This is a genomic window from Sphingobacterium sp. HJSM2_6, assembly GCF_049316305.1.
Taxonomy (GTDB): Bacteria; Bacteroidota; Bacteroidia; order Sphingobacteriales; family Sphingobacteriaceae; genus Sphingobacterium.
On record NZ_JBMOXB010000006.1, the window covers coordinates 192149 to 207552 of the forward strand.

Genomic DNA, 15404 nt, shown 5'->3' on the forward strand with positions numbered 1-15404 from the left:
TTATAAATCAAATTTAATCCCTTGCGCCAATGGTAAATTGGCGGTATAATTGATGGTATTGGTTTGTCTTCGCATATAAGTTTTCCATGCATCAGATCCAGACTCCCGACCGCCTCCAGTTTCTTTTTCACCGCCAAATGCGCCACCAATCTCCGCACCAGAGGTGCCGATATTCACATTAGCTATGCCACAGTCCGAGCCATTCTGGCTTAAAAACAGTTCGGCCTCTCGGAGACTATTCGTCATTATAGCTGAAGAAAGACCTTGTTTTACATCATTTTGTAAAGCAATGGCATTTTGTACTGTTCCTTGATATTTGATTAAGTATAAAATAGGCGCAAAGGTTTCTTCCTGAACAATTTCGAAGTGATTAGCGACTTCAGCCAGTACTGGGCTCACATAGCAACCACTTTCAAATCCTTCACCTGCTAATACTGATCCTTCAGTCAATAATTGTCCGCCTTCTTGTTTGATTCTTTCGAGCGCTTTTTCATAATGGCTAACGGCATCTTGGTCAATGAGTGGTCCCATGTGGTTTTTGCTGTCCAATGGATCCCCAATTTTAATTTGCTTATAGGCTTCCACAAGTGATTTCTTCACTTGATCATAGATGTTTTCATGAATGATTAATCTTCTCGTGCTTGTACATCGTTGCCCTGCGGTACCAACCGCACCAAATACTGCACCTATGATGGTCATTTTTAAATCCGCACTTTCGGTGATTATGATTGCATTGTTACCACCTAGTTCCAACAATGTTTTACCTAATCTTTGTGCAACAGTAGTTGCCACTTGTCTTCCCATTCGGGTAGATCCAGTTGCTGATACCAAAGGGATTCGGACATCCGCTGAAATCCATTTTCCAACCTCGGCATCGCCACACACTAAGGAAGATATTCCTTCGGGTAATTGATTGTTCTTGAGTATTTCTGCTATGATTTTTTGGCAAGCTATTGCACATAATGGTGTTTTCTCGCTAGGTTTCCAGACGATTACATCACCACAAACTAAGGCTAAAGCGGCATTCCATGCCCATACTGCCACCGGGAAATTGAATGCCGTGATGATTCCCACTATCCCTAAAGGATGGTATTGATCGTACATGCGATGACCTGGTCGTTCCGAATGAATGGTATTACCGTATAATTGTCGGGAAAGACCTACCGCAAAATCGCAGATATCGATCATTTCCTGGACTTCACCTAAACCTTCCTGATAGGATTTGCCCATTTCATAGGATACTAATTTCCCTAGTACAGGCTTCAATTCACGAAGTTTTTCTCCTAATTGACGGATTATTTCTCCACGTTTAGGTGCTGGAATATCACGCCAAATTAATTTGGCAATTTCTGCCTGTTGAATAACTTCTTCATATTCTTTTTTAGTCGCACACTGAACGTTTGCAATATGAATCCCATTCGTTGGCGAAGTAGAATGAATGATCGAACCTTCCGCAAACCAGGTATTCCCAGTGGAGCTGCCTAGATTTTCTGAGTCGATTCCAAGCGTCTTTAATTCCTTTGATGTCATAATATGGCTTATATTATTCGATTTTTTGTTAAATATAACGAATATATTTTGTTTTTATAAAATGATATTCGAACAAAATTTTTATTCTGTTATTAATATTAATTTAATAGTTTGTAAATTTAAATGCTTGATGAGCGCGTTGACGAAGCTGAATGAGCCCCATCTGTTGCGTTCATTTATTCGTTATTTTTAAATAAAAAGCCAAATATCATTTAATTATGGATTACTATCAAATCGAAGAACTATGGAGTGCAGAGCATCTGCTCATCAGGGATAGTGTTCGGGCGTTTATAAAGAAAGATATTTTACCTGATATTGATTCTTATGCGCAAGACCATCAGGAAGTTCCACAATTAATGAAAAAATTAGGGACAATTGGTGCTTTAGGTCCTTTTCTTCCAGAAACATATGGAGGAGGTGGCTTGGATCAGCTTGCCTATGGTTTAATTATGCAGGAACTGGAATATGGAGATTCAGCCATTCGGTCTGCGGCTTCAGTACAATCTTCTTTAGTGATGTTTCCCATTTTTCAATATGGGTCTGAAGAACAAAAACGAAAATATTTGCCTTTATTGGCCAAAGGCGAATATATTGGCTCATTTGGCTTAACCGAGCCTAATCATGGTTCAGATCCAGCAGCTATGGACACGCGTTTACTAGTAGATGGAGATGGCTATCGACTATCTGGATCTAAAATGTGGATTACCAATGCGCCTAGTTGCGATATCGCTGTTGTATGGGCTCGAGATGAAGCGCATAAAATTCGTGGAATTATTGTAGAACGCGGTATGGAGGGATTCTCTACGCCAGAGACATTACATAAATGGTCTTTACGTGCGTCTAAAACGGGAGAGCTTGTTTTTGATCAGGTCTATATCTCCAAAGAACAAATCCTTCCAGCTGTGCAAAGTATGAAAGGTCCTTTATCTTGTTTGAATTCAGCTCGATATGGTATCGCATGGGGAGCAATAGGTGCTGCCGTAGATTGTTACCAAACTGCCTTGAAGTATGCGCAGGAAAGAAAGCAATTTGGGAAAGCTATTGCGTCATTCCAATTGCAACAAAAAAAACTGGCCGAAATGGTCACTGAAATTACGAAAGCCCAATTACTCGCTTGGCGATTAGCCATGCTGAAAAATGAAAATAAGGCAACACCTGCTCAAATATCCATGGCCAAGCGTAATAATGTACATATGGCCTTGCAAGTGGCTCGAGAGGCTCGGCAAGTGCTAGGAGCCATGGGAATTGTCGGCGATTATTCAATTATGAGGCACATGATGAACTTAGAATCTGTTATTACTTATGAGGGAACCCATGATATTCATTTGTTAATTACAGGGCAGGATATTACCGGGTTCAATGCGTTTAATTAAATTTTAGCCTAGTACATTTGATCTATTTATTATAAGGGAAGTTCTGTATCCAATTAAACCCACGTGTTTTAAGATCGATGTCGTCTAGATTTATTTTATTTAAGCGAAGTGTGATGGTATCATTTTGAGGCAGAGTGAAAATAAGGTTTCCATCTTTATCTTTCTGATAGTGGACTTGAAGTATGTTTTCTTTCAACATGCTGAGGTATAAATCTTTTTTTATAGTGTCCAAATCTATAGTTAATGCCTTTAAGCTACCTACTTGATCTCTTATAAAAACATGGTTTTTTTGCTGAAAAACTAATAAATCCCAATCGGCGGGGATATTGAAATGTTTACGTTTGCTGTATTCCTCATTGGGTATAAAATAGGCTCCATACAAGCTAGATCTATCCTTATTTAACGTCTTAAGAGTATTAATGTTTCTTTGGAGGATAAACCCAAAGAAGCCGAAGCAGCTTAGGATAATCAAGTATTTACAGGCTATTAGCGTTCGGTTTACCCATTTTTTACTGGAGTGAAAAGTAGGATCGCGGATCAGCATGACCTGTTGATTGGAGAAAAATAACCGATAAAATTGTTTAATATTTGGGGCTAATAAAAATAAGCTGAAAATCACTAGGGCAGTAGAGACCATTTTGACAGGAACATCAAAAAAATAATTGATTAAAAGCACTTGTACACTCACCATCAGGCTTATACAGGCTCCCAATAAACTTGTTTTCTTAAACAAAAGTAACAGGCCAAATAGTTCAATAATTCCCATAGTTAATTGATAACCATAGGAAAAACCCATAAATCTCCAAGCTAATCCCATAGGTGAAAATTGACTTAATGGTTCTGTAAGACTTAGGAGGCTCGGAAAGTTGAATTGTAAACCTAAAATTTTAACTAATCCATATTTGAAGAGTGTAAACCCAACATAATAGCGGATGACCACTGTGAGGATCCGATGTAAAAGACTAAGGTTTTTATCTTTTCTGTTCAGGTAATGCCAACAAATAGCTCCAATTATTGAAATAATCAAGATCAGTAATAAGGCATACCAGGCATAATGTGTATCACCACTACCATTGGTTAATTGATATTTTGATTGAGGTAAGGCTTCTTTGTTTTCTGTGATAAAATAAATAATGAAAATCAATGCCGCATGAGTGAATGGGCTTATGATGGATAAAAACCAAAAAGAATTATTGTTAAATATTAAAATAAAGAATACGATAAATAGAAAACAGAATTTAAATATAAACGGGTTATTGGGGAAATGTGAGTAAGATTGATTATTCAATTCCATAGTTTTGGTTTATAGTGGTTTACCAATTAAATCTACCGAATTTTTAGGCGATTTATAAATTTATTTAACCCAATGTCTATAACCCGATTGATTTTTTTTTAAAATCCTTAGCAGTTTTAATTACACCAGTGCAGAATATCCACGTATTTCCTTTGGATCTTATTCGGATAAACGGAAGCTAGATTCGAAGAAGATCCGAAGGAGATCCAAAGAAGATCCAACGAAGATTACTATTAAATGATGTTGTCTTATACGGAAATAGGTTTTCCATATGGATGAGCACTTGGAAGTGCAGGACAATTTTTAATTTTACAATAGCTGAATAAATCAATAATTATATGATCAATAGGTATTCGTTTTACCTGCATGTTCCCTTAGCAATTTGTTTGAAGATCTGCTTCCAGCATTTTTGTCTAGCTTTCTAAAATACTTCACTTAATGGAAAAAAGTATTTCGGAAACTACCATAGCCGAGGCTTGGTTCCTTAAAGAGCAGTCTATTTGTTGAATAGGCAATAATCCACAAAAAGTTACATTCAGAAATGCGTTTAAGCTCACACTAAGTGCTTGATGAACACTGCAAAAATTAAAAAAAGAGCTTCTAAATCATGATTTAGAAGCTCTTTTTTTAAGCATTATGAGGGCTAATTTATTTCATTTTCTTTGCTCCTTCAATAATGGATTCTACGACCGTAGGATCTTGAAGGGTGGAAGTGTCTCCTAAATTGCTAAGTTCACCTTCGGCAATTTTGCGAAGAATACGACGCATAATTTTTCCGGATCTTGTTTTTGGTAATTCCGTAACAAATTGGATAATGTCTGGTTTGGCAATTGCGCCAATAATACGCGTTACTGTTTGTAATATATCTTGACGTGTTTTTTCTTCATCGATATGGTGATTAGCAATAACATAGGCATATATACCTTGGCCTTTAACCGCATGCGGGTAACCAACAATTGCTGATTCTACCACATCTGCATGCATATTTATAGCATTTTCAACCTCTGCAGTACCGATGCGATGTCCAGATACATTTAACACATCATCTACCCGACCTGTAATTCGGTAATAGCCTTCTGGGCTTCGGTAACAGCCATCACCTGTAAAATATTTATCCTCATAGGTTGAGAAATACGTTTGTCTGCAACGCTCATGATCTCCCCAAGTAGTACGTAACATTCCTGGCCATGGGAATTTGATACATAAGTTTCCGGAAACATCATTTCCGGCAATCTCTTGTCCGTTCTCGTCCATTAAACAAGGTTGTACACCAGGTAGAGGTAACATGGCATATCCTGGGATTTCAGGGCTGATTCCGGCAATGGGTGTAATCAAGTGACCACCATTTTCAGTTTGCCACCAAGTATCTGCTATAGGACATTTTCCTTTTCCTACTTTTTCATGGTACCAATTCCAAGCCTCTTCGTTTATTGGCTCACCTACAGAACCCAATACACGCAGGGAAGATAAATCTTTATTGTCCACAAAATCATCCCCGAAAGCCATGAGCGAACGAATCGCAGTAGGAGCCGTATATAAGATATTTACTTTGTATTTTTCAACAATGTCCCAAAACCGTCCAGCATCTGGATAGGTAGGGATTCCTTCGAACATTAGGGAAGTAGCACCTTGAGATAGTGGTCCATAGACAATATAACTATGACCAGTAATCCAGCCGATATCTGCAGTACAGAAAAATACCTCACCTGGTTGGTATTGGAAGGTATTTGCAAATGTATATCCCGTGTAAACCATATAGCCGGCAGTGGTGTGTACCACCCCTTTGGGTTTTCCTGTAGATCCGGAAGTATATAAGATAAATAACGTGTCTTCCGCATCCATTTCTTCTGCTGGGCAGGCCGGATTTCCTTGGGTTTCCACCTTTTTGATTTCATCTTCCCACCATACATCGCGGCCTTTAATCATGGAAACAGGATTGCGTGCACGCGTTAATACGATGACTTTTTCTACCGTTTGACATTGCATTAATGCATCGTCAACTATTGATTTTAATTCTAATATTTTTTTACCACGGAAGCCTCCATCAGAAGTTACCACAAGCTTACAAGCAGCATCATTGATACGATCTGCAATAGATTGTGCGGAGAATCCGCCAAATACAACGGAGTGAATCGCTCCAATACGTGCACAGGCTAATACTGCAATCACCAATTCGGGAACCATGGGTAAGTAAATGCATACACGGTCACCTTTGCGAATGTTATTATTCTTTAGTACCGTGGCAAATTGCTCTACTTTTTGTAAAAGTTGTTTGTATGATAATACGCGGTGAGCTTCATTTGGGTCATTAGGCTCCCATATAATAGCAGGCTTATCGCCTAGGCTATAGATATGACGATCTAAGCAGTTTTCAGTGATGTTTAGTTTACCACCTTCAAACCATTTTATTTCGGGTTCTTTAAAATTCCAATTCAGGACATTGGTCCATTTTCTTTTCCAAAAGAAATGGTCAGCGATTTCTCCCCAGAATTGCTCCGGCTCTTCTACACTCTTTTTGTAAGCATTTTGATACTCTTCAAAAGATTTTATTTGAAAACTCATTTTTTATTAAAAAATTATAGGTTTACTAGCTTTTTATTGGAGAATATTATCTAATTCGGTCAAGTACTTATTTGATGAAGTAAATCATACACTCGGTAAAGCTAATTTAATTTTTTTTATATTGTTTTACTAATTTTTTGAGGTTTAGCTTTTAATTGAACAGCATCTTGAGCATAAAAAATGGTGAATTGGGTAAGTAAAATATTTTATGGGTTGGTGCATACCAATTTGCTAATTGCGCTAGCGGCGGTGGCACAATGTGCGCTGACTTATGTTATTCTGGACTTTCCTGTCAATGGAGCGATATTAGGTATAGAAGGTGGGAGTACGATTTTATTGTATAATCTGAGTTTGTACCTTTCTAAACCTAAAAATCCTCAACAATCGCCATATGTAAGAACACGATGGGTATTTAGCCATATGTCTGTTTTTTGGTCGATTAGCTCATTCGGATTCATTCTTTGTTGCTGGTCTTTGTTTCACATTTCGTTTTATACCTTGGGCTATCTGCTGATCATTGGGGTCTTGAGTATTGCTTATGCTGTGCCATTGTTTAAAATTGCAGGACATCGGATTCAATTGCGGAAAGTTCCAGGGTTAAAAGTGTTTTTTATAGCCCTATTGTGGTCCCTAAGTAGTGTAGGATTGCCCGTTATAGAACTGTGGAGTAGTGGGGCTGAAATGGATTGGTTTAAGGCTAATTATTTGGGGTTGGTGAAAATTGTCTTTCTCTTGCTGTGTACCTTACCTTTCGATATTCGAGATGAAAAACAAGATCGCTTATATCATTTAAAAACCATTCCTACTTGCTTAGGCTTTAAAAGAAGTGTTCAACTGTCTTACGCAATAGGATGTATACATTTGCTGCTTATTTACTTTTCTCCTTATTCCTGGCCTATAAAACTGGGTATGATCAGCTGCAGTTGCATCATATTATTGCTTTTTCGAACGCTGATATTTAAACAAGATAAACACTATCATCATGTTTATCTTTTAGATGTTGCGTTAATTTTACAATGGTTATTGGTATTAATTACCTTGCAGATAAGCTAATATTTTATCGGCTAAAAGGTCTGCTAATTTGAAATAACTTTCATAAGTCCATCCAGCAACATGTGGGCTCAATAAAACATTATCCCTTTGAATTAGTTCTTGATACCATGCCTGTTCAGCGAGTAAAGGAAATTTTTCGATTGGAAGCACATCAAATGCGGCACCTAAAATTTTTCCGGAATCTAAATAATGAATGACTGCAGGAATATCAACAATTCCTCCACGTGCTCCCATAAGTAAAAATAGAGGTTTTCTAAAGTGGAACAAGTATTCTTTATCTACCATGTTTTTTGTTTCTCGAGTTAATGGAATGTGAAAACTTAAGATATCCGCCAGTTTTACAATTTCTTCCATAGATACTTCGCGCGCATATTGATCCGTAAATCCTGTCTTATACTTATCGTAAGCAATGACTTGAACCTCAAATCCCGATAGTTTTTTGGCCATGGCTTGTCCATTATGGCCATAGCCTATAATAGCCACCGTTTTACCTTTTAACTCATAGCCTCTATTTTCTTCCCTATTCCATAAGCCATGCTTTATTTCGAAATTACCGCGATTGAGCTTGTTCAACAGACTGAGTAACATGCCAATCATGTGCTCCGCTACAGCATCTTTATTTCCTTCATTGGCAGAAAATAGTTGGATATTTTTTTTTGCGGCATAGTCCTCGTCGATATTATCCATTCCAGCTCCAGAACGACCTATGATTTGCAATTGGCTTGCTAAGTCTATAAATGCTTGATCGACTTGAAATTTCGATCTAATTATCAATCCCTGGTAAGAAGGAATGAGCTGTTCTGCCTCTGTACGGGTACAATCTGGCAGGTAGGTATAGGCAATATTTGCCTGATCAAATTTTTGGAGAATGATTTCGTGTAAGTCGTCAACAATTAGAATATTCATTGCTAAATAGCTGTTAATTAGTTAAAATTATTGTTGACTCAATTCCCACAAATGGAAGTTTTACCGCCTTTTCGTCAACATATTTATCGTTGACGAAGATAATCATATTAAGAGAGCCTTAATTAGATTTTAAAAATTTTGTCATTGGTTTTTCAATGAGTTGGTAAAAATAGATTCCAGCAATCAATGCAGATCCTAATAAACCAAAGTCAATGATGTTTAAGGTTATTTCGTTATTAAATGGTAAGTAATTTCCAATTAGTAATACCTTCGGTTTAAAAAATGCAAAATAGAAATGCGTTAAATATATGCTGAAGGAGGCATTTCCCAAAAGCAGCAGTATTCGACCAAATTTATGTTTTGAAAAATCATTTTTTGTTAGTGTGGTTACTAAGATGATGATAAATACAAAGCTTACTTTGATATAGTCATTGGATAATTCTAGCGTGTGTAATCGTATTAAGATGAAGCTGGAAAACAGTACAATTAAAGTCCATTGTGTGATGTTGAATAAATCCTTTTGTTTTATTTTTATAAAAATTTTGTAAATAAGCATACCACTTGCAAAATTTAACACCTTCAAATGGCCCATAATATAAGATAAATTGACCCAAGAGAGCCTGGGGCCTTGTAACTTAAAAAAATTGACCAGGCTAATTGTTAGGACGAGTGCGATGAATATAAATATCAAGATATAGTCCTTCCTATTGAAAAGTATAATTCCAAGCAGGAATAGCCCGAAGAAGAGCAGTTCATATACTAAAGTCCATGCTGTCGGTAAGGCAAGGCTATAGTTTGGATCGTTGGTAAATGAGGGTAATAATAATAAGTTGCCTAAATAATAAAACGGACTTTGAATATCTGTTTTTAATGTTACATAAGCGATTAAAGGAAGAGCGCACAGTAAATAAGCCGGAAATATTCGAATGATTTTTTTAACAAAATAGGTCTTCAAATTTATTAATCTAGAGGGGCTCAATGATCTCATGGTTAGGCATAAAATAAAACCACTCATAGCGAAGAATAAATCAATTCTGAATCCTCCAAAATCTACAATGGCTTTAGGTATCCATCCATCATTATAAATATGGCCTACAGCAACCAACGTAGCAGCACTTCCACGTACTACTTGCAGCCCTTCAAGTTTCATTATAGTAAATTTATTAATTTGTTAACAATTAGCGCTATTAAAGTGCAGCAATTTATGTAATTAAATTGTATTAATTATTTTATAGAGATATTTATTTTCCATACGTCGGATAAAAGCCCAATTAACAACCGTTAATTTAGTTAGTCCTGCTTTGATTTAGGCAAATTACGGGCAGTGGGTATTGTATTTTATTTTATAAATTAATATAAATATTTATAGATAATATGCCATTATATAAAAGTTGCATATGCAACTTTACGGTTCGATTATAAACTTTATAATATAGGGGGTTGAACTATAGTAAGAGGGGGATAGGCTGTTCTCAGGTATTTAAGAACTATAAAATGAATAGCAATACAAGATTTGTTCGAAACAAAGAAGCTACGTTGTGCAAAAATTGTATTGCTTAAGTTAAGTTAAAGGCTTTGCGCAATTTCGTTGGTAAGTGTTTCAAAATCCGCTACACTTAACCGCTCTGCGCGTAATTCATATAAAGGATTATCACTCATTCTATCTTTTGGGATAACCGAAGATAAAGAGTTCCTTAATGTTTTTCTACGTTGATTGAAGGATGCTTTTACAACTCTCCAAAATAATTTCTCATCACAAGAAAGACTAGTTCGCTCATTTCTGACCATCCGCATTACGCCAGAAAGTACTTTAGGGGGCGGGTTAAATGCGCCTGCTTTAACGGTAAATAGGTAGCTGACTTGGTAATACGCTTGTAAAAAGACGGATAGAATTCCGTATTCTTTGCTGCCGGGCTTCGCGACACAACGTTCAGCAACTTCTTTTTGAAACATACCCACCATCTCTACTACGCGATGTCTTTCCGCTAAGATTTTAAATAATATTTGCGAGGAGATATTATAAGGGAAGTTTCCGATAATCGCTAGTTGATCCTCAAAATACTGACTAAAATCCAAAGTCAGGAAATCCCCGTGTATTAAACGATGTTCCAGCTGAGGGTATTGTCCTTTTAAAAATTCAATAGACTCTTCGTCGACATCAATAAGGAATGTTTCGTACTGATCGTTTTGGAGTAGGAAATCGGAAAGGACCCCCATTCCAGGACCTACTTCTAATACTTGTTTAAATCCTAATGATGGAGTCAAAGCATCAACAATACGTTGTGCTGCATTCTTGTCATTTAAAAAATGCTGTCCTAGATGTTTTTTTGCGCGAACTATACTCATAGCTTGAAATTAAGCAAAGATACTATTTTCGAATGGCCTACGTTTAAGAATTTCAAAGCTTATCTATGAAATAGGATACTATAGCCCTGATGTTTGGGTTTTTTTGTTATTTTTGACTGTCTAATGCGCTAGAATAATGAGTGAAAAATTAAAAATTGGAATTTCGGTAGGTGATATTAACGGTATCGGTCTAGAGGTAATTATTAAATCCTTGATGGATAGTCGTATACTGGATTTTTTTACGCCGATTGTATACGGAAATACCAAGGTTGCTTCATTTCATCGTAAAGCCATTGGGATCAATGATTTTAGCTTTAATGTGATTAATTCGGCTGACCAAGCGAATGCTAAAAGACCTAATATGATAAACTGTTGGCAAGAAGATGTCAAGTTATCATTGGGTGAACAAACAGAAATTGGGGGGAAATATGCCTTTATTTCGCTTCAACGCGCTGCGGAGGATTTGAAAAATGGCTTAATTGATGCCTTGGTTACCGCGCCAATTAATAAGCATAATATACAACAAGAAGGATTTAACTTTCCGGGACATACCGAATATTTACAGGATTTATTTGCAGCAGAGGACGTGTTGATGTTTATGGTGAGTGAAGATTTGCGGGTTGGAGTAGTTACGGGACATATTCCCGTAAAGGATGTTTCTCAGGCTATTACGGAGGAATCCATCCTTAAGAAGCTGCATATGATGAACCAAAGCTTACGCACAGATTTTTGGATCGATAAACCTAAAATTGCAGTATTGGGTTTAAACCCACATGCAGGTGACGATGGTTTAATTGGCTCTGAAGATCAAGATATCATAATTCCAGCAATTGCAAAGGCAAATGAAGAAGGTGTTTTTTGTTTTGGACCATACCCAGCAGATGGTTTCTTTGCGGCAGATACGTATAAGAAGTTTGATGCGGTCTTAGCGATGTATCACGATCAAGGACTAATTCCATTTAAGCATATCGCTTCTCGTACAGGTATTAATTTTACAGCAGGTCTACCGGTAGTCAGAACATCTCCTGATCATGGTACAGGATACGATATTGCAGGTAAAAACCTAGCTTCACACACTTCTTTCCTAGAGGCGATCTTTGAAGCAGTGCATATTGTGAATAGGAGGAGAGAGCAAGCAGAATTGACGGCGAATCCTTTAGCATTTAGAAGACTGTCGAAAGATAGAGATTAAATATTCTCTTAATAATTTAGCAAGCTAAGCGTCCCTGATCTCTATAAATTTCATTACTTTTGCACTTTGTTGCTATGAGTGAGAATTTAAGTCATCCCATTTTTTCTATCATCAAAGGTTTAGCGCAGCAGGAAAAGGTTTCCTGCTATGTGATTGGAGGATATGTGCGCGATCGAATTATGGGGCGTCCCTTAAAAGATGATATTGATATTTTAGTGTTAGGAAGTGGAATTGATTTCGCTAACAAATTAGGAGAACAATTACATACAAAAGTTGCGGTATATAAATCTTTTGGTACAGCGATGTTGATGTATGAAGGTTTGCAAGTGGAGTTTGTTGGAGCCCGAAAAGAATCCTATCGTTCCGAATCCCGAAAACCAATAGTCGAAGATGGGAGTCTTACAGACGATCAAAACCGACGGGATTTCACCATCAATGCCATGGCTTTTTCTTTAAATGCTAGCGACTATGGAGCCTTAGTGGATCCATTTGCTGGGGTGGATGATATTGCCAATAGACTAATCCGTACTCCCTTAGATCCAGGCATCACATTTTCAGATGATCCTTTACGCATGATGCGTGCTATTCGTTTTGCTACGCAGCTTAACTTTAGAATAGCTAGTGAGTCTATGGAGGCTATCTCAAGTCATGCTGATCGGATAAAAATTATCTCGAGGGAGCGCATCACGGATGAGCTCAATAAAATAATCTTAGCAGCGAAACCATCCATTGGTTTTAAATACTTGTTTGATACAGGGTTATTGCAATTGATATTTCCGGCCATGGTTCAATTGTATGGAGTGGACTATGTCGATGGTAAAGGTCATAAAGATAATTTCTACCATACCTTAGAGGTGCTGGATAATGTAGCGGAAGTCTCCAACGACTTATGGTTGCGCTGGGCCGCAATAATGCATGATATTGCTAAACCTGCTACCAAACGCTTCGATAAAAAAATAGGTTGGACATTTCATGGCCATGAGGATCGCGGTGCGAAAATGGTTCCCAAGCTATTTGCTGAATTGAAACTTCCTTTGAATGAAAAAATGAAATTCGTTCAAAAATTAGTACAACTGCATTTACGCCCTATTGTATTAGCACAGGATATCGTTACTGACTCGGCTGTGCGAAGATTGTTATTTGAAGCGGGGGATGATATCGATTCGTTGATGATGCTATGTCATGCCGATGTGACGACTAAAAACGAATTTAAAAAGAAAAAATATCGAGACAATTTCGAATTAGTAAAGCAGAAATTAAAAGATGTGGAAGAGCGTGATCACCTCAGAAATTGGCAACCGCCCATTGATGGAGAGGATATTATGCGGTCTTTTTCTATAGGTCCTGGTCGATATGTGGGTATGATAAAAAATGCAATTCGAGAAGCTATTTTGGAAGGTGAAATTCCGAATGCTCGGGCGGAAGCGTATGCTTTTATGATAGAAAAAGGAAAAAGTTTAGGCCTAACATCTACGATTAAGGGTTAAAAATTTTAAGAAAATATGTACCTTTATAGGTAAAAGAATAGCATATATTAAACAATAAACAATGGCAATTTATAGATTTAGAGTGACTTTTGAAGACTATGAGGACGTATATAGGGAGATTGATATGCCTTCAAAAAGTACTTTTGTAGATTTACATACAGCAATTCAACAATTTATTGGTTACGATGTGGAAAAGCCTTCTTCCTTTTACGTGAGTAATGATCAATGGAAGAAAGGAACGGAAATTACGTATTTGCCATCGGAACGTAAAAAACAAGCGGAAGTATTAGTAATGGATGATATACGCTTGAGTAAATTTATTGATGATCCGCATCAAAAATTTTATTATATCTATAATTTTGATCGCCCCTATGATTTTCATGTGGAGTTGATTAAGATATTGAAAGAAGAAGACGCTAAAGTGTATCCTGCATTATTTAAAAAGTTTGGAGAAGCACCTAAAGTGCTGAATTCGGCAAGTTTACCTGATGGAGCAGAGGTAGATGATGAGGAGGAATTGTTAGAAGGTACGGAAGAATATGGCGTCGATGAGGAGAATGATTTTGATTTATTTGATGATGAGGAAGAGGAAGGTGAGGAAAATGAATCAGGAGGAAATCGTGTTTCCGAAGATGATTATTAATAGGAATTGAAAATTTAATATCAAGACAGATGATAGGTAGTACTTATCATCTGTTTTTTTAATGGAACTATCATACGATGTCAATCCAACCGAATAGTAAAACGTTAATCATGGTCGTGGGTCCAACAGCAGTTGGAAAAACAGCAATGGCTATTCGATTGGCAACATATTTCCATACCAGTATTATATCTGCGGATTCCAGGCAATTCTATCGGGAAATGTCTATAGGTACTGCTAAGCCTACAGCGGAAGAACTGAACGAAGCCCCACATTTTTTTATTAATTCACATTCCATTGCTTCAGAGTATAGTGCTGGCGATTTTGAAAGAGAATCCTTAGCAAAACTTCAGGATCTTTTTGAAACAAGTGATGTCGTCGTTGCTGTGGGAGGATCTGGTTTATTCGTTCGAGCATTGATGGAAGGCTTAGACGATTTGCCGAAGGCAAGTGATGAAATTCGTAATACCTTAAATAGTGCGTTTAAAGAATTTGGTTTAGAGCCCTTAAAAAGTCGACTAAAAGCAATAGATCCTGCATATTATGCAGTTGCAGACGTTGATAATCCTCAGCGTGTTATTCGTGCATTAGAGGTTTTTGAAGCTTCTGGTTATCCTATTTCTCATTTTTTAAAAAATGAGCAAAGAAAGCGGCCATTCCAGGTGATCTGTGTCGGCTTGAACATGGACAGAGCCAGACTTTACGATCGCATTAACCTGAGAGTGGATTTGATGATTCAATCGGGTTTGCTTCAGGAGGTTGAATCGCTTCAAGAGTATCGACATAAACCCGCATTGTTAACTGTTGGATACGCAGAATTATTTGAATTTTTAGATCAACAGCGCAGTTTCGACGAAGCTGTAGCATTGATTAAACAAAACTCCAGGCGATATGCTAAAAGGCAGATCACTTGGTTTAAAAAATATGGTCAAACAACCTGGTTTGACCCCCAAGATTTTGATGGAATTTTAAAGCATATTATGCATCAAATTCCCCAACATTCGAAATCTGATCATTAAAT

Annotated in this window: 12 protein-coding genes; 6 read left to right on the forward strand and 6 right to left on the reverse strand. The window is 37.2% G+C overall.

The window, feature by feature from the left end; genetic code table 11:
• Complete coding sequence (locus ACFRAE_RS07690) at positions 1-1530, reverse strand: aldehyde dehydrogenase family protein (protein ID WP_422796556.1); 1530 nt, start codon at positions 1528-1530, stop codon at positions 1-3.
• A 218-nt stretch (positions 1531-1748) separates the two neighbouring features.
• Between ACFRAE_RS07690 and ACFRAE_RS07695 the strand changes: the two genes are divergently transcribed.
• Entirely contained in the window at positions 1749-2903 is a 1155-nt protein-coding gene (locus ACFRAE_RS07695) for an acyl-CoA dehydrogenase family protein (protein WP_422796557.1), read from the forward strand.
• Positions 2904-2925: 22 nt separating this feature from the next.
• Here ACFRAE_RS07695 and ACFRAE_RS07700 read toward each other — a convergent pair whose 3' ends face one another.
• Both ACFRAE_RS07700 and acs read right to left on the reverse strand, forming a co-directional pair.
• Complete coding sequence (locus ACFRAE_RS07700) at positions 2926-4197, reverse strand: hypothetical protein (protein WP_422796558.1); 1272 nt, start codon at positions 4195-4197, stop codon at positions 2926-2928.
• Between the two features lie 648 nt (positions 4198-4845).
• Positions 4846-6759 (reverse strand): acetate--CoA ligase, encoded by a 1914-nt coding sequence (gene acs / locus ACFRAE_RS07705; protein ID WP_422796559.1) that lies wholly within the window; start codon positions 6757-6759, stop codon positions 4846-4848.
• A gap of 180 nt (positions 6760-6939) precedes the next feature.
• On the opposite strand from acs, the gene ACFRAE_RS07710 reads away from it, so the two are divergent.
• Complete coding sequence (locus ACFRAE_RS07710) at positions 6940-7812, forward strand: hypothetical protein (RefSeq protein ID WP_422796560.1); 873 nt, start codon at positions 6940-6942, stop codon at positions 7810-7812.
• On the opposite strand, the gene ACFRAE_RS07715 is transcribed toward ACFRAE_RS07710, so the two are convergent.
• From ACFRAE_RS07715 to rsmA, 3 genes are all read right to left on the reverse strand, one after another.
• Positions 7789-8718: an NAD(P)-dependent oxidoreductase gene (locus ACFRAE_RS07715; RefSeq protein ID WP_422796561.1), complete on the reverse strand. Its 930-nt coding sequence runs from the start codon at positions 8716-8718 to the stop codon at positions 7789-7791. The two genes, ACFRAE_RS07710 and ACFRAE_RS07715, sit on opposite strands and share 24 nt — an antisense overlap.
• A gap of 118 nt (positions 8719-8836) precedes the next feature.
• Entirely contained in the window at positions 8837-9868 is a 1032-nt protein-coding gene (locus ACFRAE_RS07720; protein ID WP_422796562.1) for an acyltransferase family protein, read from the reverse strand.
• Between the two features lie 416 nt (positions 9869-10284).
• On the reverse strand, positions 10285-11064 hold the full coding sequence (rsmA, locus tag ACFRAE_RS07725) for a 16S rRNA (adenine(1518)-N(6)/adenine(1519)-N(6))-dimethyltransferase RsmA (RefSeq protein ID WP_422796563.1): 780 nt from the start codon (positions 11062-11064) through the stop codon (positions 10285-10287).
• 136 nt (positions 11065-11200) lie between these two features.
• Here rsmA and pdxA point away from each other — a divergent pair, with 136 nt between their 5' ends.
• The 4 genes from pdxA (at position 11201) to miaA (ending at position 15402) form a co-directional block, all read left to right on the forward strand.
• Positions 11201-12256, forward strand: coding sequence for a 4-hydroxythreonine-4-phosphate dehydrogenase PdxA (gene pdxA, locus ACFRAE_RS07730; RefSeq protein ID WP_422796564.1), 1056 nt, complete (start codon positions 11201-11203; stop codon positions 12254-12256).
• 74 nt (positions 12257-12330) lie between these two features.
• Complete coding sequence (locus ACFRAE_RS07735) at positions 12331-13743, forward strand: CCA tRNA nucleotidyltransferase (protein WP_422796565.1); 1413 nt, start codon at positions 12331-12333, stop codon at positions 13741-13743.
• Positions 13744-13804: 61 nt separating this feature from the next.
• Positions 13805-14386 (forward strand): IS1096 element passenger TnpR family protein, encoded by a 582-nt coding sequence (locus ACFRAE_RS07740; protein WP_422796566.1) that lies wholly within the window; start codon positions 13805-13807, stop codon positions 14384-14386.
• A gap of 77 nt (positions 14387-14463) precedes the next feature.
• Complete coding sequence (gene miaA, locus ACFRAE_RS07745; protein WP_422796567.1) at positions 14464-15402, forward strand: tRNA (adenosine(37)-N6)-dimethylallyltransferase MiaA; 939 nt, start codon at positions 14464-14466, stop codon at positions 15400-15402.
• The last annotated feature ends 2 nt before the right edge of the window (positions 15403-15404 follow it).

Bases quoted from the DNA above. Each gene is read 5' to 3' on its own strand.
- ACFRAE_RS07690 (WP_422796556.1), bottom strand. From the start codon at position 1,530: ATGACATCAAAGGAATTAAAGACGCTTGGAATCGACTCAGAAAATCTA.
- ACFRAE_RS07695 (WP_422796557.1), top strand. From the start codon at position 1,749: ATGGATTACTATCAAATCGAAGAACTATGGAGTGCAGAGCATCTGCTC.
- ACFRAE_RS07700 (WP_422796558.1), bottom strand. From the start codon at position 4,197: ATGGAATTGAATAATCAATCTTACTCACATTTCCCCAATAACCCGTTT.
- acs (WP_422796559.1), bottom strand. From the start codon at position 6,759: ATGAGTTTTCAAATAAAATCTTTTGAAGAGTATCAAAATGCTTACAAA.
- ACFRAE_RS07710 (WP_422796560.1), top strand. From the start codon at position 6,940: ATGGTGAATTGGGTAAGTAAAATATTTTATGGGTTGGTGCATACCAAT.
- ACFRAE_RS07715 (WP_422796561.1), bottom strand. From the start codon at position 8,718: ATGAATATTCTAATTGTTGACGACTTACACGAAATCATTCTCCAAAAA.
- ACFRAE_RS07720 (WP_422796562.1), bottom strand. From the start codon at position 9,868: ATGAAACTTGAAGGGCTGCAAGTAGTACGTGGAAGTGCTGCTACGTTG.
- rsmA (WP_422796563.1), bottom strand. From the start codon at position 11,064: ATGAGTATAGTTCGCGCAAAAAAACATCTAGGACAGCATTTTTTAAAT.
- pdxA (WP_422796564.1), top strand. From the start codon at position 11,201: ATGAGTGAAAAATTAAAAATTGGAATTTCGGTAGGTGATATTAACGGT.
- ACFRAE_RS07735 (WP_422796565.1), top strand. From the start codon at position 12,331: ATGAGTGAGAATTTAAGTCATCCCATTTTTTCTATCATCAAAGGTTTA.
- ACFRAE_RS07740 (WP_422796566.1), top strand. From the start codon at position 13,805: ATGGCAATTTATAGATTTAGAGTGACTTTTGAAGACTATGAGGACGTA.
- miaA (WP_422796567.1), top strand. From the start codon at position 14,464: ATGTCAATCCAACCGAATAGTAAAACGTTAATCATGGTCGTGGGTCCA.